The organism is Aeromonas sp. TS_SC_11 (assembly GCF_057318915.1).
The window spans coordinates 3,854,230-3,874,758 of the sequence record NZ_CM170470.1 but is presented as its reverse complement, the minus strand read 5'-3'; the positions used below and the strand labels follow the sequence as shown (position 1 = coordinate 3,874,758).

General features: G+C 61.4%; 16 protein-coding genes. 13 read left to right on the top strand and 3 right to left on the bottom strand.

Features of this window, described 5'->3' with window-relative positions:
• The first annotated feature begins 56 nt into the window (after nt 1-56).
• The 7 genes from adk to AC1P02_RS17920 all read left to right on the top strand — a co-directional run bounded on the left by adk (nt 57) and on the right by AC1P02_RS17920 (nt 6,678).
• The gene (gene adk, locus AC1P02_RS17950) at nt 57-701 is read left to right on the top strand and encodes an adenylate kinase (protein ID WP_021139171.1); all 645 of its coding nucleotides are present in this window, start codon (nt 57-59) and stop codon (nt 699-701) included.
• A 105-nt stretch (nt 702-806) separates the two neighbouring features.
• Nucleotides 807-1,781: a ferrochelatase gene (gene hemH / locus AC1P02_RS17945; RefSeq protein WP_485182803.1), complete on the top strand. Its 975-nt coding sequence runs from the start codon at nt 807-809 to the stop codon at nt 1,779-1,781.
• A 71-nt stretch (nt 1,782-1,852) separates the two neighbouring features.
• Nucleotides 1,853-2,245 (top strand): MAPEG family protein, encoded by a 393-nt coding sequence (locus AC1P02_RS17940; RefSeq protein WP_021139169.1) that lies wholly within the window; start codon nt 1,853-1,855, stop codon nt 2,243-2,245.
• 186 nt (nt 2,246-2,431) lie between these two features.
• Entirely contained in the window at nt 2,432-3,736 is a 1,305-nt protein-coding gene (locus AC1P02_RS17935; protein ID WP_021139168.1) for an inosine/guanosine kinase, read from the top strand.
• Between the two features lie 159 nt (nt 3,737-3,895).
• The gene (locus tag AC1P02_RS17930; RefSeq protein ID WP_429233750.1) at nt 3,896-5,527 is read left to right on the top strand and encodes a methyl-accepting chemotaxis protein; all 1,632 of its coding nucleotides are present in this window, start codon (nt 3,896-3,898) and stop codon (nt 5,525-5,527) included.
• A gap of 113 nt (nt 5,528-5,640) precedes the next feature.
• Nucleotides 5,641-6,003, top strand: a complete 363-nt coding sequence (locus AC1P02_RS17925) for a DUF2750 domain-containing protein (RefSeq protein ID WP_005315249.1) — start codon at nt 5,641-5,643, stop codon at nt 6,001-6,003.
• A gap of 180 nt (nt 6,004-6,183) precedes the next feature.
• The gene (locus AC1P02_RS17920; protein ID WP_005315253.1) at nt 6,184-6,678 is read left to right on the top strand and encodes a hypothetical protein; all 495 of its coding nucleotides are present in this window, start codon (nt 6,184-6,186) and stop codon (nt 6,676-6,678) included.
• Here the strand turns inward: AC1P02_RS17920 and AC1P02_RS17915 are convergent.
• Nucleotides 6,641-8,284: an EAL domain-containing protein gene (locus AC1P02_RS17915; protein ID WP_219598894.1), complete on the bottom strand. Its 1,644-nt coding sequence runs from the start codon at nt 8,282-8,284 to the stop codon at nt 6,641-6,643. The two genes, AC1P02_RS17920 and AC1P02_RS17915, sit on opposite strands and share 38 nt — an antisense overlap.
• 187 nt (nt 8,285-8,471) lie before the next feature.
• Between AC1P02_RS17915 and glgC the strand changes: the two genes are divergently transcribed.
• Nucleotides 8,472-9,746, top strand: a complete 1,275-nt coding sequence (gene glgC / locus AC1P02_RS17910; RefSeq protein WP_021139165.1) for a glucose-1-phosphate adenylyltransferase — start codon at nt 8,472-8,474, stop codon at nt 9,744-9,746.
• A 95-nt stretch (nt 9,747-9,841) separates the two neighbouring features.
• Here the strand turns inward: glgC and AC1P02_RS17905 are convergent, their stop codons facing one another.
• Nucleotides 9,842-11,842, bottom strand: coding sequence for a hypothetical protein (locus tag AC1P02_RS17905; protein ID WP_485182802.1), 2,001 nt, complete (start codon nt 11,840-11,842; stop codon nt 9,842-9,844).
• Between the two features lie 146 nt (nt 11,843-11,988).
• Nucleotides 11,989-12,540, bottom strand: coding sequence for a lipoprotein (locus AC1P02_RS17900; RefSeq protein WP_021139163.1), 552 nt, complete (start codon nt 12,538-12,540; stop codon nt 11,989-11,991).
• A 324-nt stretch (nt 12,541-12,864) separates the two neighbouring features.
• On the opposite strand from AC1P02_RS17900, the gene AC1P02_RS17895 reads away from it, so the two are divergent.
• Genes AC1P02_RS17895 through dhbA form a run of 5 tightly spaced genes read left to right on the top strand, consistent with a single transcriptional unit; the run spans nt 12,865 to nt 20,528 of the window.
• Nucleotides 12,865-14,058, top strand: a complete 1,194-nt coding sequence (locus AC1P02_RS17895) for an isochorismate synthase (RefSeq protein ID WP_485182801.1) — start codon at nt 12,865-12,867, stop codon at nt 14,056-14,058.
• Complete coding sequence (locus tag AC1P02_RS17890; RefSeq protein ID WP_485182800.1) at nt 14,055-15,725, top strand: (2,3-dihydroxybenzoyl)adenylate synthase; 1,671 nt, start codon at nt 14,055-14,057, stop codon at nt 15,723-15,725. Before AC1P02_RS17895 ends, AC1P02_RS17890 begins: the two co-directional genes overlap by 4 nt.
• 23 nt (nt 15,726-15,748) lie before the next feature.
• On the top strand, nt 15,749-16,648 hold the full coding sequence (locus AC1P02_RS17885) for an isochorismatase family protein (protein WP_485182799.1): 900 nt from the start codon (nt 15,749-15,751) through the stop codon (nt 16,646-16,648).
• Entirely contained in the window at nt 16,645-19,758 is a 3,114-nt protein-coding gene (gene amoF, locus AC1P02_RS17880) for an amonabactin biosynthesis non-ribosomal peptide synthetase AmoF (RefSeq protein WP_485182798.1), read from the top strand. Before AC1P02_RS17885 ends, amoF begins: the two co-directional genes overlap by 4 nt.
• A gap of 20 nt (nt 19,759-19,778) precedes the next feature.
• The gene (gene dhbA / locus AC1P02_RS17875) at nt 19,779-20,528 is read left to right on the top strand and encodes a 2,3-dihydro-2,3-dihydroxybenzoate dehydrogenase (RefSeq protein WP_404297660.1); all 750 of its coding nucleotides are present in this window, start codon (nt 19,779-19,781) and stop codon (nt 20,526-20,528) included.
• The last annotated feature ends 1 nt before the right edge of the window (nt 20,529 follow it).

Sequence of the window (20,529 nt, the reverse complement as noted above, 5' to 3'; positions counted from 1 at the left end):
AACCGTGTAGTTTTTTGCCTTCTCAAGAATTGAATAACCAATCAATAGGAGCGTGTATGCGCATTGTTCTGTTGGGGGCTCCGGGTGCCGGCAAAGGTACTCAGGCTCAGTTCATCATGGAAAAACACGGTATTCCGCAGATCTCCACCGGCGACATGCTGCGTGCGGCGATCAAGGCGGGCACCGAGCTGGGCCTCAAGGCCAAAGCCGTGATGGACGCAGGTCAGCTCGTCTCTGACGACATCATCATCGGCCTGGTCAAAGAGCGTATTGCCCAACCAGATTGCGCCAACGGCTTCCTGCTGGACGGTTTCCCGCGCACCATTCCCCAGGCGCAAGCCATGAAGGATGCCGGTGTCGTGGTCGATTTCGTGCTGGAATTCGACGTGCCGGACGAAGAGATCGTCAAGCGAATGAGCGGTCGTCGCGTTCACTCCGGCTCCGGCCGTACCTACCACGTGGTGTTCAACCCGCCGAAAGTGGAAGGCAAGGATGACGTGACCGGCGAAGATCTGGTGATCCGTGCCGACGACGAAGAGACCACAGTGCGCAAGCGTCTGGATGTGTATCATCAGCAGACTGCGCCGCTCATCGGTTTCTACGGTAAAGAGGCGGAGGCGGGCAACACCCGTTACGTCAAGATTGATGGTACCCAGCCGGTGGATCAGGTCAGCAAGCAGCTGGCGAGCATCCTGGGCTAAGCCCGACATTGCGAAAATGAGCAATGGCACTGTGCCATTAGACAAGGGGCCATGCAGGGCCCTTTCTTGCATTCAGATAGAACAACAGAAAGACAGGAAGCAATCGTGACCACAAAAACCGGGATCTTGCTGGTCAATCTGGGTACCCCAGCCGCGCCAACCACGGCGGCCGTCAAGGCCTTTCTCAGCCAGTTTCTGCACGACCCGCGAGTGGTCGACTTGCCTCGCTATCTCTGGTGCCCGCTGCTCCACTTCATCATATTGCCAACCCGCTCTCCCAGAGTCGCCAAGCTTTATCAGCAGGTGTGGACAGAGCAGGGTTCACCCTTGATGGTGATCAGCAAGCAGCAGCGTGCTGCGCTGGAGCAGGAGCTCAAGCGGGAAGGGGTTGATGTGCCGGTGGAACTGGCCATGACCTATGGCTCGCCCTCCATGGACGATGGCTGGCAGGCGCTCAAGGCCAAGGGGGTCAACCGGGTGATACTGTTGCCGCTCTATCCGCAATATTCGGTCAGCACCACAGCCTCTGTGTTTGATGCTTGGGCCAAGGCGATGAAGAAAGAGCGCAACCTGCCTGTGGTGCGGCTCATTCGTGATTACCATGCCCACCCCGAATACATTCAGGCGCTGGCCATGAGCGTGCGCCGCCATTGGGAGCAGAAAGGGCAGGGCGATCATCTGCTGATGTCGTTTCACGGCATTCCCGAGCGTTACGAAAACGAAGGCGACCCTTATGGTCACCAGTGTCGTCGTACCGCCGCCTTGCTGGCCGAGGCACTCGAGCTTGAAGCCGGGCAGTGGACGGCTTGTTTCCAGTCCCGCTTTGGCAAGGAGGAGTGGCTCAAACCCTACACAGATGTGACCATCGCCGGTTTGCCGGCAGCGGGCATCAAGCGGCTCGATGTGGTCTGCCCGGCCTTTGCCGCCGATTGCCTCGAAACCCTGGAAGAGATCGAAGTGCAGAACTGGGAGATCTTCATGGAAGCAGGTGGCGAGCAGTTTGAATACATACCGGCGCTCAACAGCGATCAGGCTCACATTCGCATGATGGTCTCCCTTATTTGCCGCGAGCTGGCATGATGGTCTCTTTCATGTGCCGCCAGCTGGCATAAGTTTCCCGCGTTCAGAACCCAAGGATAAGGAGTGTCATGATGATGCATATCACGTTGATTTACGCAGGCCTGCTGGGGCTGCTGTTTCTGTTGCTCTCCTTCTGGGTGGTCAAGCGCCGTGCCCAGTTCAAGGTGATGATTGGGGAAGGGGAGGCGCCCGAGATGCGCTCCGCGATCCGGGCTCATGGCAACTTCGCCGAGTATGTGCCGCTGACCCTGCTGCTGATGGCCCTGTGTGAACTGGCTGGGGTGGGGGCTTTCTGGCTCCATGTTGGCGGTCTTTGCCTGCTGGTGGGGCGCATCCTGCACGCCATCGGTATCCAGATCCCCAAGGCCCCCAACATGCCGCGGCTGTTTGGCACCCTGTTGTTCTGGCTGGCACTGGGGCTGTTTTCTGTGCTGGCACTGGTACAGGGGCTCTCGTTCGGCTGATCGCCTCGTCTCGGCCGACCCGAAAAACCACCTCCCCGCGAGGTGGTTTTTAAGATGAATCCTGGTAAACGTTTTCCTCTGCAGCCCTTGTCTATACTGACCCCATATTTTAATCAGGCGACTTTTCGGCACGGCGGATTGTGTTAAAATCCCGCCCCTCTTTCCCCCAGAGCACAGAAGATTGCCATGAAATTTCCCGGTCAGCGCAAGTCCAAACACTACTTCCCGGTCGACAGACGCGATCCTCTGATCCCGCAAAATCCCCTGCTTACCGAACTGGGCAAAGCCTATGTAGTGGGTATCGATCAGACACTGGTGGACATCGAAGCCCATGTGGATGAAGACTTCCTGAACCGTTATGGCCTGAGCAAAGGCCACTCGGTGGTGATCAGCGACGACGTGGCCGAGCGTGTTTACGAAGAGCTCAAGGCCAACAACATGGTGGTAAGCGAGTTTGCCGGTGGCACCATTGGCAACACAATGCACAACTACTCAGTGCTGGCCGACTCCCATTCCATCCTGCTCGGGGTCATGAGCCAGGACATCCGCATCGGCAGCTACGCCTACCGCTATCTGTGCAATACCTCTTCTCGCGTCAACCTCGACTACCTGCAGCCGGTCAACGGCCCGGTCGGTCGCTGCTTCACCTTCATTACCGAGGGGGGAGAGCGCAGTTTCGGCATCAATGCCGGCAAGATGGATCACCTCGATGTGGCGCACATTCCCGAAGCCATCATCAAGGAGTCCTCCGCTCTGGTGATCACCGCCTATCTGGTGCGCGGTGAAGATGGCACTCCCATGAAGGAGGCCGCCATGGCCGCCGTGCGCTACGCCCGCGAGGCCGGTGTGCCCGTGGTGCTGACCCTGGGCACCCGCTTCGTGATTGAAGGCAATCCCCAGTGGTGGCGCGACTTCATCGCCGAGAACGTGACAGTGCTTGCGATGAATGAAGATGAGGCCGAGGCCCTGACCGGTATCGCCGATCCCCTCGGTGCCGCCGACAAGGCGCTGGACTGGGCCGACATGGTGCTCTGCACCGCAGGCCCCATCGGCCTCTACATGGCGAGTTACACCGAGGAAGACTACAAGCGCGAGACCACCCATACTCTGTTGCCCGGCGTCATCCCCGAGTTCAACATGTATGAGTTCAGCCGCCCCATGGCCCGTGACAAGTGCCGCAATCCGGCGCGCATCTACTCCCACATCTCCCCTTACATGGGGGGCCCGGAGAAGATCAAGAACACCAACGGGGCAGGGGATGGTGCCCTGTCTGCCGTGTTGCATGACATGGTGGCCAACGCCTATCACCGGATGAATGTGCCGAACTCCGCCAAGCACCTGTCCGAGTTCCTGACCTACTCCTCCCTGGCCCAGGTGTGCAAGTACGCCAACCGGGTGAGCTATGAGGTGCTGGCCCAGAGCAGCCCCCGTCTTTCTCGTGGTCTGCCCGAGAAGGAAGACAGTCTGGAAGAGGTTTACTGGGAGCGTTGATCCCCCCCGTTTTCCCGTATCGAGAAAGGCGCCCAACAGGGCGCCTTTCTGTTTTGGGGCTGGATCATGTTTCTGACGCTCATTTGGCTATGGTCATGGACATTTATCAAGCTGGCGACATACCTTGTTAACAAACTGTACCAAGGTCGGGTTCACGCTATGTTGAGGCAATGGAGTATTGGCCACCGGTTATTGCTGGTGGCGTTGATGGTGCTGGTCATAGTGGCTGCGCTCCTCGTTACCTGCCTGCGGGTTTATCATCAGGGATTGATGGCGGAGAAGAGCAATCAGACCCGCGCCCAGGTGGAGACCGCCTACAGTCTGGTCGCCGGTTTCGAGGCGAGGGCAAAACAGGGTGATCTGGACGACGCTAGTGCCAGGACCCAGGCCCTGGCGGCCCTGCGGGGATTGCGGTACGGCCAGGACGACTATTTCTGGGTCAATGACAGTCACCCCACCATGGTGATGCATCCCATGAAACCCGAACTCGATGGCAAGGATCTCTCCGGAGTGGAAGACAAGCAGGGGCTCAAGCTGTTTGTTGCGTTTGTCGAGCGGGTCAGGCAGCAGGCTGCCGGCGGTGAGGTGGCTTACTACTGGCCCAAACCCGGCGTTGACGAGCCGGTTCGCAAGATCTCCTACGTCAAGCACTTTGCCCCCTGGGACTGGATCATCGGTACCGGTGTCTATGTGGATGATGTCGATGCCCAGTATCAGGATGTGTTGCGCACCCTGCTGGGGATCGGTGCCGTCTTGGCCTTGCTGTTGCTGGGCGCCGTGACCCTGATTGGGCGCAGCATAGTGACACCGCTGGCTCAGTCCGTCTCGGCCCTGGGCAATATTGCAAAGGGCGAGGGGGATCTGCGTTTTCGTCTGCCAGAGAGCGGACGAGACGAGGTGAGTCTGCTGTCGGCCAATTTCAACCTCTTTGCCAACCAGATGGCCCAGTTGGTGGCTCGCACCCAGCAGATCGCCTATCAGAACCGGGAGGCGGCTCATCAACTGGAGCAGGTTGTGGTGAGAACCAGCACCATCGTCACGGATCAGGAACAGGATACCCAGCGGGTCGCCGATGCCATGGCCCAGATGACCATCAGCAGTCGCGCCGTCGGCGTGAATGCCGAGCAGGCCGCAACGGCAGCCGACACGGCGCAGCACCTGGCTCAGCATGGCCGCCAGGTCGTAGCGCAGACCATTGCCACCATAGGGCAACTGGCCGATGAGATGGAGGAGACGGTGCAGGCGGTGGCGCGCCTCGAGCAGGACACCAAGCAGATAGGCTCAGTGCTTGACGTGATCAGGGGGATCGCCGAGCAGACCAACCTGCTGGCGCTCAATGCGGCCATTGAAGCGGCGCGGGCCGGTGAACAGGGGCGTGGATTTGCGGTGGTGGCCGATGAGGTGCGTACACTGGCGACTCGCACCCATAACTCGACCGACGAAATCCGGCAGATGATCCAGCGGTTGCAAGAGGGGGCTGGCAAGGTGGCGACCGGGATTGGGCAGTTGCAACAACTCTCGCGTTCGACGGCAGAGAAGGCCGGGGATGCCGAGGGCGCCATCGGTGACATCGATGAGGCGGTCGGCACCATCATGGCCATGAACAATCAGATAGCCGAGGCCGCCAGCGAGCAGAGTCGATCGACGGACGAGATCACGCAGCGCCTCTCCGCCATCACCCAGCTAGCCAACAAGGCACTTGCTGAAAATCAGCGCACAGGGCAGGCGGCAGGTACCTTGGCTCACTCCAGCGATGAGCTGAGTGCCCTGGTGGGGCGATATCGCACTTAATGAGGGGGGCTCCCGCCTTTTTAGGGATTTGACTTGAGTCTGGGGGGCTTTTGGGACACCATCTGCCCCATTCTTGGCCAGCACTGGCCGACAGCCTGTAAGAGAGAGACCCCATGAGCAAACTAACTGACAATCTTGACGCCAATTTCAAACTGTTCATCGAAGAAGTCCGCGAGTCGGGTCAGGTCTGGGGCTTGCGTTACGGTGAAGACTGGGTTGTCTGCCGCTCTGCCGAATTCGAAGATGCCGATGTGATGCCGCTCTGGTCCGCCGAAGTAGATGCCCGTCTGCACTGCGTAGACGAGTGGGCTGACTACGAGCCGGAAGTGATCGAGCTGGAAGAGTTCCTCGACATCTGGATCAACGACCTGAACGAGGACGATGTGCTGATCGGCCCGAACTGGAACGCCGATCTGGAAGGCCAGGAGCTCGAGCCCATCGAGCTGGCCAAGGCGCTGGTTGAACTGGACGCCTGAACAGTTCTGCATTGACGGATGGCCCCTAACAAGGTCACCGGCAGCAACAAAGAACCGATATCCGCAAGGATGTCGGTTTTTTTGTGGCCCAGCGCCATCATGATGGATTAAAAGGCGATTTGGCTTTGCACCTGTCAGGGGGATGGTCCATCATCACTCTTTTGCCGATCGGGAGGAGCCATGTTTGTATTTGACGTAACCGGCGTTGCAGGGGAGCGTGCCGAGATCCGGGTCCAGGCGCTGGACTGGGGGCAGACAGGCCCTGTCACCTTCAGCTGTGATGACGATAAACTGGCGGTGCTGCTGCTCACCGACTGTCGCTGTGATGCGGTCGGCTTCTTCAATCTGCTGGCCGGCAGCAAGCCCCTCTATGTGGAACAGTGGCTCTCTTATTTGCAGGAGACTGGCCGTATCGCCAGGCAGAGCAGCCAGCTGGAGAGCCCGGCCCAGACCGATTACCTCGCCAGAGCCGGCTTTGAACATGAAGAGCTCAATGCGCTGCTTGGTCAAATCTATCAGGTGGCGGGTTTCAATCGCCTGCAGATCAACCGTTACCTCAAGAATCGCCACAATCCCACCACCCTGGCGACCCGTTACGATCAGAAAGAGCTGGAGCGCTATCGCCAGCTCAACGACATCATTCTGACTCTGCTGAAGTTGAAACGTCCTCAGTAAACAGCCCCAGCTGGCTGATGTCCGGTCGCAGCGGTTGCGGCCTGGCGATCAGATAGCCCTGCAATCCGTCCACATACATGCCTTGCAGCAATTGCTTCTGCCCCAGTTGCTCAACCCCTTCCGCTATCACCTGGCAACCCATGCGGTGTGACACATCGACGATCATCCGCACGAACTGCTGGTTGGTCAGATCCTGCTCCAGCCCTGTGATGAGGGCGGGATCCAGCTTGATGTAATCGGGTTTGAGCTCACGAAACAGGTTGAATGACCCTATTCCCTTGCCGAAGTTGCAGATGGCGGAGCGACTGCCGTTGCGCCTGAGCAGCTCGAACACCCGTTTGGCCCCCGTCATGTTGCGCTCCAGATGCTCCTCATCCAGTTCGAACACCAGGTTGGCGCTGGTGTTGGGATCCTTGAGCAACTGCCTGTCCAGCCAGATCAGAAAGGTGCTGTTCTGCAACAGGTTGCTGGAGAGGTTGATGCCCCAGCGGCTCTGGTTGGCGCCAAATGCCCGGTACTGGCGCATGATGTGAACCACCAGCATCTGTTCCAGCTTCATCACCATGTCGAGGCGTTGGGCCATGGCAAACAGGGTGTCCGTTGGCAGCACAGTGCCGTCAGCACTGCTGAAGCGGGTATAAATCTCGTTGTAGGCCAGCATGCTGCGGTGCATGGATTGAATGGGTTGATAGGTGAAGCTTATCCGTTCCTGATCCAGCAGCTCGTTGAGCACCAGTTTCCAGTGGTGCTGACCCTGCAAGTCGACTACCTCATCATCGTCCTGCTGGATGGCCCAGCCGTTGACTGTCTCCGTCTGGGCGCGAGCGAGTGCCAGATCGGCTCGCGCCAGTATGGCTTCTATCTTCTGCCCGCTGCTCAGGCGCGTCAGCCCCGAATAGGCGGCGCTTTCCAGCTCGTGCTGCTGTTGATAGTGGTCAAAGGCAATCTTCAGATCTCGCCCGAGCAGAGGGGGCGGTATGTTGGCCACCGGCTGCACCAGCACGGCGAAGTCGGCCCCCGAGATACGGTAAATCTGATGGCCGGGAAAGCGGCTCACCACCCGGGTGATCAGATTGGCGATGTCCTTGATATAGGCATCCCCCGACTGAAAGCCGCGCTGGGCATTGAGTTTGCCAAGCTCGGTGGCACGGATCAGCACCAGGGTGGCGGTCTGGGTATCCTGATCCCGTTGCAGCAGGGCCGTCATGTCGCGGCGAAATGCGTGGCGGTTTTGCAGCTGGGTCAGCTCATCCTGAGTCGCCAGATTGTGCAACTCGTCTATCTGGCGATGGGCATCAAGATCGGCTTCATTGAAGTGAGAAAGCAACTGCTGCAGTGCAGCCTGGGCCTCTGCCGTCTCCAGAACCGCAGGGTCACGCAGTTGCAGGGCTTTGATCCAGACGCGGTCCTGCTGGGCCCGTTCGGCATTGCGGGCGCGATAGGCCAGCATGAACAGCAGTCCGAAACCGAGCAGAGAGGTGCCAAGAATGAGTGCCAGGGTCAGAGGGGTTGCCTGTGCGGCGAGCCAGATGCCTTGCAACAGCAGCAGAGGAGCACAGGTGACGGCTGCGATCAGTAACAGGTTACTCCCGAGCTTGTTCAACATCTTGTCATCCTTGATGATGTTTGTGATGCTGAAATTCTAACCAAGCTCACGACGCAAAGCATGGGATACCGCTCAACTCCTGGAAAAGGGCCAATTGAAATCGGCTAAATGTGAGTGAAACCACTTTCATAAGCCCTTAAAAAGGCGAAGATGGGTTGAAAATAGATCAAACAAGGCAGAGGTAATTATGTTGTTAGAACCCGTAAATACTGCCAAAGCACGGCAACTATTGAATCAGAGTATGGCCTTGGTGCTCGCGGGGGGACGCGGCAGTCGCTTGAAGCAGTTGACTGACAACCGCGCCAAGCCTGCCGTCCATTTCGGCGGCAAGTTCCGGATCATCGATTTCGTGCTCTCCAACTGCATCAACTCCGGCATTCGCCGGGTGGGTGTGGTGACCCAGTACAAGTCCCACAGCCTGCTGCGCCACCTGCAATCGGGCTGGTCCTTCCTGCGCTACCAGATGAACGAATTCATCGACCTGTTGCCCGCCCAGCAGCGGGTGGACGAGGTGCATTGGTATCGCGGCACCGCCGATGCCATCTATCAGAACGTCGATATCATTCGCGACTACGGTCCCAAATACATAGTGGTGCTGGCGGGGGATCACATCTACAAGATGGATTACGCCGCCATGCTGCTCGATCATGTGCGCCTCGGTGCCAAGGTGACAGTGGCCTGTATCGAGGTGCCGCGCGCCGAGGCGTCTGCCTTCGGTGTCATGGACATAGACGAGCAGCGCAAGATCCGCGCCTTCGTGGAGAAACCGGCCAATCCACCGGCCATGCCCGGCTGCGAAGATCGCTCCCTGGCCTCCATGGGCATCTATATCTTCGAGGCGGAGTACCTCTATCAGCTGCTTGAAGAGGACATCAACAATCTGGAGTCTAAGCATGACTTCGGCATGGACCTGATCCCGCGCATCGTGGACGAGGGCAAGGCGTTTGCTCACCCCTTCACCATGTCCTGTGTCGGTGCCAAGGAAGGGCAGGAACCCTACTGGCGTGACGTGGGGACCCTGGATTCGTTCTGGGAGGCGAACATGGATCTCGCCTCCGTGGTGCCCGAGCTCGACATTTATGACGAGAGCTGGCCCATCTGGACCAGCCAGAACATGTCTCCCCCCGCCAAATTCGTGCAGGACAGAAACGGCCAGCATGGCATGACCATCAACTCCATGTTCGCGGGGGGATCGATTGTCAGCGGCTCTTTCGTACTCAACTCTGTGCTCTTTACCAATGTGCGGGTGCACTCCTTCTGTACCCTGGATCAGGCGGTGATTTTCCCCGGTGTCGAGATAGGTGCCGGTTGCCGTCTGCGCCGGGTGGTGGTGGATAAAGGCTGCGTGTTGCCAGATGGACTGGTGGTGGGTGAGAACGCCGATGAGGATGTGCGTCGCTTCTACCGTTCAGAGCAGGGAATCGTGCTGGTGACCAAGGAGATGCTGGCCAAGCTGGCGTGAGAGAGAAGTTTGAAACTGTGTCAGACGTTGTAATGCAAAGGGAGCCGAATCGGCTCCCTTTCTTTATGGTGTGATCGCTGGATTTACTCGCGGACTTATTTTTCGCTGACAATGGCCTTGGCGGCCATCACCATGGCGGTGCCGTGCTTGCCACCGGCGGCGGTGACTTGCGGCACACCGTCTTCGTCGGTGTCGCCACCGGCCCCTTCGATGACGTTTTCACCGGAGTCGCCGATCCACTCGGCCATCTGCATGCCGCCGTTGACTGTGCCACGGAACCAGCCCACATAGCGTTGGGTCAGCTGTGCCAGCTCCAGCTCGGGGGCCTTCTCCGTGCCTTCGTTGCGCAGATTCAGCATGGCAGCACGCAGGGCACCAGAGATGGCGGCCTGGGTCCAGGGAGTGTATTCACCCTGCTTGCCCGCAAGCCAGGTGCCTGCCTTGGCATTGAAGTACGCCTTGTCGGTGGCGATGAACAGCTCGCGCGCGGCAGTGCGGTACTTGGCATCCGAGGTGGCCAGGAAGGCGGCCGTCAGACCCCGCACGGCGGCAAATTGCGCATCCACGGATTGACCCGCATCCGGCTTGCCACCCAGGGTCAGGCCGTCATACACCAGGCCGTTCTTGCCCATCAACTGGCCGAGAATGAAATCAGCCTGTTGGCGAATGAGCACCAGCGCCTGCTGGCCTTGCGCGGTTTTCAGATCCAGCTCGCCGTTGTCACCAGCGGCATAACCGACCGGCAGAGCATCCTGTGCCCGCTGGAAAATCTGCAAGGCGACCAGGGCGTAAGCGGCGTCGAAAGTGGTGACGTGCTTGCCCTGTTTGCCGGCCTGCCAGCTGTCGACCAGGGTACCGGCCTTGGGCTCGAAGTGCAGGGCGTTGAGGTTCTTGAACACCATGCCGGAGAGATTCAGCGCCAGGGAGAATGCATCTTCCCCTGCCACCAGCTTGGCGGCATCGCTGCCCTTGTTGGCAGCAGGCGCAGCGGCGAACGGGGCACCGTCAAACACGGCGTGGAAGGCCGGGTTCTGGTTGGTGTTGGCCGTGCGTTGATCGCTGAAGGCGTAGAACTCGGAGAGCGGCCACAGCATCATCCAGGCATCGCGCAGCTGGGCTGAGTCATCCACCACCTCCAGCTTGCCGATGGCACCTACGTCATTCTTGCTGGTTTCGGTCACTTTCACCTGATGGGGGAAGTAGACGATACCCTTGGACGGATCGTATTGCGGTGTGATGTTGGCACCCAGCTGCTTGCCATCGAAGCCGAGCTGGCCCTGCATGATGGCCAGCTTGTCGATGGACTGCTCGGTCAGCATCATGCCGTTGAAGCCGTCGGCGGCAGAGACGCCGAGCTTGTGCTTGCCGTCCTGATCCATAGTGGCGGACGCGGCTTCCACCTCTTCATCGCTCTCGGCCACGTGCATGCCGCCAAGGAAATCCTGGGACCACATTACTTCCTTGAGCAGTATGCCGCCCACGGCTGCCGGGTTCAGCAGGTTGTCGGCACCGCTCCAGCGCAGGGTGGCGTAGTCACGAAAATAGGCCGGTACCTGGGTCTTGACGGTTTTCTCTGTGCCCTTGGCGGTCTTGATGGTGATCTGATCGCCATTGACCGGGGTGGTGTTTACCGCCTGGGCAAACTCCGGATTGGCGGAAGCATAGGGCAGGGAGAGGGGATACATGCCCTGTGGCACTTCATCGGCCGGGAAGCCGACAGCCTCGGCCATGGCCAGCACCCGCTTGCCGAGGTCGGCCAGGGTGCCGCCGCGGGCCAGGTTTTGCGGACCGTTCACCAGATGGGGGCCCATGCCGGACTGATAGTTCAGCGCGTACATAGCCTCTTCGGAATATTCATAGGATTCGATGCCGGCGGCGAAGTCGAACGGGGTCGGCTCATCGGCGCGGTTGGCATCCAGCACATCCAGATCCAGTCCCAGCGCTTCGGCCAGCGGCTCGCCGGAGAGTTCAAATTCGGTATAGGCCAGCATGTTGGCGGCGGTGTTGAACGTCTTGTCTTCCACCTTGACGGCAGCCTGTGCGGCGCCACTGAGCAGTGCGCAGGCGATCGCCTGTACCAGTACGGTTTTTCTCATGTCCCTTCTCACCATATGTTTGATTTTATTATGACGCTTCTCATGAATCTAAATGAGAATGGTGTGCATTATGAGACAAAGGGGGGAGCTTGAGAAGAAAAAACCGCGCCCCGGGGGTTGAAGAGAAGAGGGGCGCGGCCAGAGGGTCACAGCAGCTTGAAGGGGATGACCAGTCGACCCGGTTCTACCTTGAGAGCCTCTATCTTGTCTTTGATCCTGGCTTCGTTTTTGCGACTGCCATCCAGACGGTAGACGGGGGTCTGGGAGAAGAACAGCGAGAGGGACTGGTTGAAGGTGGAGAGCAGGGGAGTGAGGGCGGCGCCCACGTCGGCTGGCTCCGTCTTGACCGAGACGAGCTCCAGATCGCGCAGATAGATGGCACCCTGTTCGGCCACATAGTCGGGGCGGGCGCTGAGGGAGAAGCGGATCTTCATCTGCTGGCTGCCAAGAGGGCTGCTGACCTGCAGATCACCGGCAGCATCCAGCTCTACCCGATCGGCGCGGCTGCGGCCGATGCGGCTCTGCATCTCGTCGAGACGAACCTTGCTCGACATGATGCCGGGGATCCCCAGCTGTTTCTCGAAGGCGACCCTCTCTTTGAGGTATTGGTTGATTTCGCTTTCGCTGACGTTGTACTGGGTGAGCGAACAGGCTGCCAGAAGCAGGCTGAGGGGGAGCAGAAGCAGGTGCTTTAACATCGACAGTTCCGTGAGTTGAGAGAAGTGACCAAAAAGATGGCGCCATCTTAGGGGGAAACGCCCCTGGCTGCCAGCATGAGCACCTAGCCCCCGTTTTTGTCGCAGCCTCATATGGGGTGTGATCTGTGTGTTCATACGAGTAACTGCGGGTGTAATCACAAGGCAGCCCGCGGCTGGCGCGGCCCACCCAATATCCACAGATAAGTTCCCGTTTTAACGATATAAAAATCCCATTGACCGGGTGATTTCAAAGCGAGTATTTTACCGCCGCACAAATACAAATTGATAATCATTATCATTTTGAATCATGTTTGAGGGTGTAACGTGGATACTCTTGTGATGGAAAATAGCGCGCCTGCCCAGGCTGCGTCCCCGCCCGATTTCTTGTTTACCTCAGGTCAGGGCACTATCAGTGCCTACGACCTGGGCCAGCCTATCACCACGCCCGCCTGTGAATGGCCCTTGCTGGAGCGACAGATAGCCCGGGCGCTGGCGGCGGCCGAGGCCGCAGGGCAAGCCAATCCGCTGCTGATCGGTGCCTTCGCCTTCGATCCGGCCGAAGCCTCCTGCCTCTATGTGCCTGGTCGCTATGAACGGGGCGTGCGCATGGCCTCCGAGCCGATGACATTTGCAGCCAAAGCCGCCCTGGCCAGCGCACCTGCGAGCAACCAGGTCATTTCGGTACAGAGCACACCGGCGGCGGCCGAGTTCAAAGCCTCGGTCAGCTCGGCACTGGATGCGTTTGCACAAGGTCGTCTCTCCAAGGTGGTGCTGTCGCGCAAGCTGGTCCTTACGCTGCACAAGCCAGCCGATCCCGAGCAGGTGCTGGCCCGCCTGATGAGCCAGAACCCCCATGCCTTCCACTTCTCCCTGCCGCTCGGGCAAGATCGCCGTCTGCTTGGGGCAAGCCCCGAGCTGCTGCTGCGGGTCAGCGGGGGAGAGGTTTTCACTCACCCGCTGGCGGGCTCTGCCAAGCGTGGTAACGAGCCAGAACAGGACAAACGGGTGGCCCGGGATCTGCTGGCCTCCCACAAGGATCAGCATGAACATCGCCTGGTGATCGACGAGATCCGCCGGGTGCTGACCCCCCACTGTCACGAGCTGGCCATTCCCGCCAATCCTACCCTGATGAGCACGGATACCCTCTGGCATCTGGGCACGCCCATCGCCGGTCAGCTGCATGCGGGGCAGGCTTCTGTGCTCTCCCTGGCTTGCCAGCTGCATCCGACCCCGGCCCTGTGCGGTTATCCCACAGAGCTGGCGCGCCAGTTTATCCGCGAGCAGGAACCCTTCAGGCGTGCCCTGTTCAGCGGCATCGTCGGCTGGTGCGACAGCCAGGGTAATGGGGAGTGGGCCGTGGTGATCCGCTGTGGCGTGCTCGATGGCCATCAGGTGGAGCTGTTTGCTGGCGCCGGCATAGTGGCAGGCTCGGATCCCGCCATGGAGTGGGCCGAGACCGGTACCAAACTGGGTACCATGCTCAAAGCCCTGGGCCTGAGTCCGGAGGTGGCGCAATGACTCAGGCCAACCGCTTCCTGCCCTATACCCGCTGGCCCGAAGAGTTGGCGGAGCAGTATCGCGCCAAGGGCTATTGGCGTGGCGAGCCGCTGACCGCCATGTTGCATCGCCAGTGCAAAGTGGCGCCGGATGCCACCGCCATCCTCTGCGGCGAACGCAGTTTCAGTTATCGCGAGCTGGACGCCGCCTCGAGCCGGCTGGCCGGGCGCCTGGCCCTTCACGGCCTGGGCGTGGGGGACACGGCTCTGGTGCAGCTGCCCAATGTGGCCGAGTTCTATCTGGTGTTCTTCGCCCTGCTCAAGGCCGGCATTGCTCCGGTCAACGCACTCTTTAGCCACAACCGGCTGGAGCTGGCCTCTTACGCCGAGCAGATCAGGCCCCACCTCTTTATCGGCTCGCTTGCCCATCCGCTGTTTGCCAACGGGGATCGCCACAGTGACCTGCTGCGAGGCATAGGCGCCGAGCTGGTGTTGCTCGATGGCGAGAGCGGGGAACTGGGGTTGGCTCATTGGCTGAGTGAGCTGGCCAAGACCGAGGGATTGGCCGTCCCCGCCTATGGCCCGAGTCCGGCGGACGAGGTGGCCTTCTTCCAGCTCTCCGGCGGCAGTACCGGCACCCCCAAGCTCATCCCGCGCACCCATGACGACTACTACTACAGCGTGCGCCGCAGCAATGAAATCTGTGGACTCGGCCCCCATACCCGTTATCTCTGTGCCCTGCCGGCCCCCCACAACTTCCCCTTGAGCTCCCCTGGGGCGCTCGGTGTGTTCGAGGCTGGCGGCGCCGTGGTGCTGGCGCCGGATCCCGGCCCCATGAGCTGTTTTCCGCTGGTGGCCCGCCACCAGGTCAACTTGACCTCCCTGGTGCCACCGGCCGTCTCTCTCTGGTTGCAGGCGGCCGAATCTGACCCGTCAGTGCGCAGTCAGCTCGCGAGCCTCGACTTGCTGCAAGTAGGCGGCGCCAAGCTGGCCGAGGCGGTGGCCAGAAAGATCACCCCGCTGCTCGGCTGCCGGCTGCAACAGGTGTTCGGTATGGCGGAGGGATTGGTCAACTACACCCGGCTCTCTGACCCCGACGAGAAGATCATTCACACCCAGGGCCGCCCCATGAGCCCGGATGAAGAGGTGCGCATTCTGGACGAGGCGGGCAACCCGGTCGCCCCGGGCCAGCCCGGCGCCCTGCACACCCGTGGCCCCTACACCTTCCGTGGTTACTACCAGAGCCAGGCCCACAACGCCCGTGTGTTCGATGCCGATGGCTTCTACTGCTCCGGCGATCTGGTGGTGCAGGATGCCGATGGCTACCTCACTGTGGTGGGGCGGCTAAAGGATCAGATCAACCGGGGCGGCGAGAAAATCGCGGCGGAAGAGGTGGAAAACCAGCTGCTGCACCACCCGGCCATTACCCAGGCGGCCCTGGTCTCCATGCCCGACAGCGCCATGGGGGAGAAGAGCTGCGCCTTCATCGTCAGCACGGATCCCACCTTGAAGCCGCTGGCCTTGCGCAAGTTTCTGCGTGAGCGCGGCGTGGCGGATTTCAAGCTGCCCGACCGTTTCGAAACTCTGGATGCCCTGCCCATGACGGCGGTGGGCAAGATTGACAAGCAGGGGCTGCGCGCGCAAATCGCCGAGATCATCGCCGCCGGCCAGCCCCTGACAACAGCTTAAAACTAAAAAGGAATCATGACGTTATGGCTATCCCAACCCTGAACAATTACGCCATGCCCAGCCAGTGGAAGGCCAACAAGGTCAACTGGACCCTGAACCCCAAGCGCGCCGCCCTGCTGATCCACGATATGCAGGAGTACTTCACCGCGTTTTATGGTGAGAACAGCCCGCTGATCCTGGCCCTCACCGAGCGACTCGCTGCGGTGCGCAAGCAGTGCAAGGCCCTCGGCATCCCGGTCTTCTACACGGCCCAGCCCAAGGATCAATCCCCCGAAGATCGCGCCCTGCTCAACGACATGTGGGGGCCGGGTCTGAACAAGAGCCCCGAGCTGCAACAGGTGGTGGCAGGGCTGCGCCCGGAGCGTGACGACACAGTGCTGGTCAAGTGGCGCTACAGCGCCTTCCAGCGATCCGAACTCGAACAGATGCTCAAAGACCTGGGGCGGGATCAGCTCATCATAGGCGGCATCTACGGCCATATTGGCTGCATGATGACCGCCTGTGACGCCTTCATGCGCGACATCCAGCCCTTCTTCCTGGCAGACGGGATAGCGGACTTCTCCCTGGCCGATCACCAGATGGCGCTCGACTATGTGGCGACCCGCTGCGGCAAGGTGATCCCCTGCGAGGAGGTGCTGGCGCTTGCACCAGCTTCCGTCCAGACCCATCCGTTGCTGACGTATGAGGGACTCAAGGCGCGGCTGCTGAGCCATATCGATGAAGACGAAGGGGAGTTTGACCCGGACGAGAACCTCATCGACTACGGCCTGGATTCGGTGCGCATCATGTCTCTGCTCACAGAGTGGCGTGCCGCAGGGGTGGAGCTGGGCTTCGTGGACTTGGCCAAGCTGCCGACCCTCAATGGCTGGTGGCGTTTGATCGAGGCCAAGCTGGCAGCACAGGCGCTGGAGGTGACCCCATGAGCCGCTTCCCTCTGACCATACCCCAGCAGGGGCTCTGGTCCGGTCACTTGCTCAACGACGACAAGGCCATGTTCAACACCGCCGAGTGCATCGCCTTTGATGGCAAGGTCGACGTGGCCGTGCTGGTGGCTGCGCTCACCCGGGCTGTGGGTGAGTGCGAGGCGCTCAAGGGCCACTTCGAAGACGATGAGGAAGCGGTCTGCTTCGTCTCGGACGAGGCGCCACTCGCCTATGGCGAGGTAAACCTTGCGAGTGACGACGAGGCAGCTGCCCGCGCCTGGGCATGGGCCGATCTGCGCCGCCCGTTCAAACTAACCGAAGAGGCTCCCTGTCGCTTCGCCCTGCTGCGTGGCCCCGGTCGGGATTACCTCTACAGCTGCGTGCACCACATAGCCCTCGACGGCTTTGGCACCACCTTGCTGTTCCAGCGTATCGCCGAACTCTATGGCGAAGGGCTGGCAGGGGCTGTGCCGTCGCCATCGCCGTTTGGCCTGCTGGATGAGGTGCTGGCCGAAGAGCTGGCCCGCGAGGAGAGCGGCAAGAACGCTGCCGCCCGCAGCTTCTGGCAGGAGCAACTGCAAGCCTGGCCCGAGGTGAAATCCTTTGGTGACACCCGCGCGCCCATCGCCGCCGAATTTATCCGTGAGAGTCGCCCCCTGCCGGCGGCGCTGTGGCAGGCGCTGACCGGCTTTGCTGACGAGCACAAGCTGGGTTGGCCTGACCTGTTGCTGGCCGGCCTATCGGCCCAGCTCTCCCTTGCCAGTGGCCAGCAACAGACTTTGCTTGGCCTGATGATGATGAACCGCATCGGGTCGGCCTCTCTGACAGTGCCCTGCATGCAGATGAACATCACCCCGTTGGCGCTGGCGCTCGGTGAAGAACTGGATCTGGCGGGGGCGGCCGGCGCCGTTGCCAAGGCCAAGCGCGGCGTGCGCAAGCACCAGCACTACCGCTACGAGCTGCTGCGCCGCGACCTTGGCCTGGTGGGGGGCGACAAGCGATTGTTCGGTCCCCTGGTCAACATCATGCCGTTCGATCACGCCCGCCGTTTCGGGCCGCTCAGTGCCCATATCCTCAACATCAGCGCCGGGCCGGTAGAGGATCTCACCATAGAGGTGCAGGTGGGGGCCGATGGTCAGCCCAGACTGGATCTGGACGCCAACCCCGGCTGCTACCAGCAGGCCGAGCTGGCGACCATTGCCGATACCCTGTTCGCCCTGCTGGGCCGCTGGCTCGCCGAGCCCGCCCAGACCCTGGGCAGCCTCAAGGCCGACTGGCTGGCCGGGCAGCGGCAGGGAGCCATGATCACGGCTCCGGCTCACGAAGTGATCAAGGTGCGCCCGGTGCTGGACGCGCTCTGCCACTTCGCCGCCCAGACCCCGAACAAGATTGCCCTGATGCAGGGGGAGGCGAGCGTCAGCTACGAGGCGCTGCTGGCCCGCTGCGAGCAGATGGCGGCCGCCCTGCAGGCGTCCGGCGTGCAACCCGGGGACAGGGTCGGCGTCATGCTGGCCCGCTCTCCCCAGGCCATCTTCGCCCAGCTGGCGGTGCTGCTGGCGGGCGCCGTCTACGTGCCCCTCGACCCCGAGCAGCCGCTGGAGCGCCAGGGCCATATACTGCGCCTTGGGGAGGTCAAGACCCTGATCACCCAGGCCGAGTACCGTCACAAGCTGGCCAGCCTGTTTGAGGGCCGCACTCTCCTGGCGGGGGATCTGGTGAGCGGCGATCGGCTCAACCAGCCAGCCGCCGGCCGCGCCGTCGCCTACCTGATGTTCACCTCGGGCTCGACCGGCCTGCCCAAGGGGGTGGCGGTCAGTCATGGGGCGCTGGATCACTTCGCCGCTGCCGCCCGCTGCCGCTATTACCTGAACGAGGGCGCGCGGATGCTGCAATTTGCCCCCTTCAATTTCGACGCCAGCATAGAGGAGGTGTTCGCCACCCTGAGCGCCGGTGCCACCCTGGTGCTGCGCACCGACGCCCTGCTCGAATCCATGGCCGCCTTTGCGGCCGGGGTGGAGCAGATGGAAATCACCCACCTCGATCTGCCCACCGCCTTCTGGAACGAGTGGGTGGTGGCGCTGACGGCGGGCCAGGCCCACATTCCGGCCTCCCTTGCCACCGTCATCATAGGCGGCGAGGCTGTCTACCCCGAGCAACTGGCCCAGTGGCAACGGCAGGGTCGCTCAGATGTGCGCTTGTTCAACACCTATGGCCCCACCGAGACCACTGTGGTGGTCACTACCCAGGAGCTGCAGCAGGAAGACCCGAACCAGGCCCAGCTGCCCATCGGTCTGCCGCTGCCCGGCATGCAGGCGCTCATTCTGGGGGCAGGGGAACAGCCTGCCAGCGAGGGGGAGCTGGTGCTGCTCGGCCCACAGCTTGCCAACGGCTATGTGGGTGGCGTGCAGAGCGCGAATGTGCAGAGTGCGCAGGGCGGTTTTGACACCCTTCGGGTCGGCGCCCAGGCGCTGTCCGTCTATCGTACAGGCGATCGGGTGCGGCTGGCGGCCGGCCGACTGGTCTACCTTGGCCGGCGCGACAACGAATTCAAAATAAGCGGCTATCGCATCCAGCCCGGTGAGGTAGAGGCCCAGCTGCTGGCTCTGCCCGGGGTGGACGAGGCATGCGTGCAGGGAGTGAGCATCGGCAGCGTGCGCCGGCTGGTGGCCTTCGTGGCCGGCTCCGAGCGCGACAGCCGGGTCATCAAGGCGCAGCTCGCCAAGGTGCTGCCCGCCGCCATGATCCCCACCGACTATCGCCACTATGACCAGCTGCCCCGCACCGGCTCCAACAAGCTGGATCGCAAGGCCCTGCTGGCCCAGTACCAGGCGGGGGGCGAGGCACTGACCCTCGGCAGCGAGACGGAGAACCGGGTCGGCGCCATCTGGCAGCAGATCCTGGGGCTGGCCACCATGGCGCCGGCGGACAACTTCTTCGAGCTGGGGGGGCAGTCCCTGCAGACCATACAGATAGTGAACCGGCTCGGTGCCGAGTTCGGGGTGCAGGTCAAGGTCTCCGATGTGTTTGACCACCCCCGTCTGGACGACTTCTGCCGCTTCCTAGATGGCAAGCTGATCGAGGATGAAGAGAGCGTGGAGATGGTGTGGTGATGAGCAAGGAGCAACAAGCAATGGCCTTTGATTTCAGTGGCAAGCGGGTCTGGGTGGCAGGTGCCGGCCGTGGCATAGGGCGCGAGGTGGCAGAGCAGTTCGTGGCCGCCGGCGCCGCCGTGGTGGGGTTGGATCTGGCGTTTCCCGAGGTCGGCTACCCCTATGCCACCCGGCTGATCGACATCGGCGATGCCGCAGCGGTGAACGCCTGCTGCACAGCGCTGCTGGCGGACGGCGGGCTGGATGTGCTGGTCAACGGGGCCGGGGTCTTGCGCCTTGGGCCCACCGAAAACTTGAGCGACCAGGATTGGCACGACTGCATGACGGTCAACGCCACCGGCGTCTTCTATCTGCTGCGGGCCCTGGTGCCCCACTTCAAGGCGCAGCGGCGCGGTGCCATCGTCACCATAGGATCCAACGCCGCCCATGTGCCGCGCATGCAGATGGCGGCCTACTGCGCGTCCAAGGCGGCGGTCACCAGCCTGACCCAGACGGTGGGGCTGGAGTTGGCCCCCTTCGGCGTGCGGGTCAACCTGGTGTCGCCGGGCTCGACGGATACCCCCATGTTGCGCGGCATGCTGCCGGACGAGGGGGCCATGGCCCGCACCATTGCCGGGCTGCCGGATCAGTTCAAGCTCGGTATTCCCCTGCGCAAAATCGCCACCCCGGCGGAGATCGCCAATACAGTGCTCTTCCTGGCCTCGGACTTGGCCAGCCATATCACGCTGCAGGATCTGGTCGTCGACGGCGGCGCCACCCTGAGCGCCTGAG

Excerpts from the sequence above, each read along its gene's own strand:
- AC1P02_RS17930 (WP_429233750.1), top strand. The coding sequence starts at position 3,896 with ATGTTGAGGCAATGGAGTATTGGCCACCGGTTATTGCTGGTGGCGTTG.
- AC1P02_RS17925 (WP_005315249.1), top strand. The coding sequence starts at position 5,641 with ATGAGCAAACTAACTGACAATCTTGACGCCAATTTCAAACTGTTCATC.
- dhbA (WP_404297660.1), top strand. The coding sequence starts at position 19,779 with ATGGCCTTTGATTTCAGTGGCAAGCGGGTCTGGGTGGCAGGTGCCGGC.
- adk (WP_021139171.1), top strand. The coding sequence starts at position 57 with ATGCGCATTGTTCTGTTGGGGGCTCCGGGTGCCGGCAAAGGTACTCAG.
- AC1P02_RS17915 (WP_219598894.1), bottom strand. The coding sequence starts at position 8,284 with ATGTTGAACAAGCTCGGGAGTAACCTGTTACTGATCGCAGCCGTCACC.
- AC1P02_RS17905 (WP_485182802.1), bottom strand. The coding sequence starts at position 11,842 with ATGAGAAAAACCGTACTGGTACAGGCGATCGCCTGCGCACTGCTCAGT.
- AC1P02_RS17885 (WP_485182799.1), top strand. The coding sequence starts at position 15,749 with ATGGCTATCCCAACCCTGAACAATTACGCCATGCCCAGCCAGTGGAAG.
- AC1P02_RS17890 (WP_485182800.1), top strand. The coding sequence starts at position 14,055 with ATGACTCAGGCCAACCGCTTCCTGCCCTATACCCGCTGGCCCGAAGAG.
- glgC (WP_021139165.1), top strand. The coding sequence starts at position 8,472 with ATGTTGTTAGAACCCGTAAATACTGCCAAAGCACGGCAACTATTGAAT.
- AC1P02_RS17900 (WP_021139163.1), bottom strand. The coding sequence starts at position 12,540 with ATGTTAAAGCACCTGCTTCTGCTCCCCCTCAGCCTGCTTCTGGCAGCC.
- AC1P02_RS17940 (WP_021139169.1), top strand. The coding sequence starts at position 1,853 with ATGATGCATATCACGTTGATTTACGCAGGCCTGCTGGGGCTGCTGTTT.
- AC1P02_RS17935 (WP_021139168.1), top strand. The coding sequence starts at position 2,432 with ATGAAATTTCCCGGTCAGCGCAAGTCCAAACACTACTTCCCGGTCGAC.
- amoF (WP_485182798.1), top strand. The coding sequence starts at position 16,645 with ATGAGCCGCTTCCCTCTGACCATACCCCAGCAGGGGCTCTGGTCCGGT.
- AC1P02_RS17920 (WP_005315253.1), top strand. The coding sequence starts at position 6,184 with ATGTTTGTATTTGACGTAACCGGCGTTGCAGGGGAGCGTGCCGAGATC.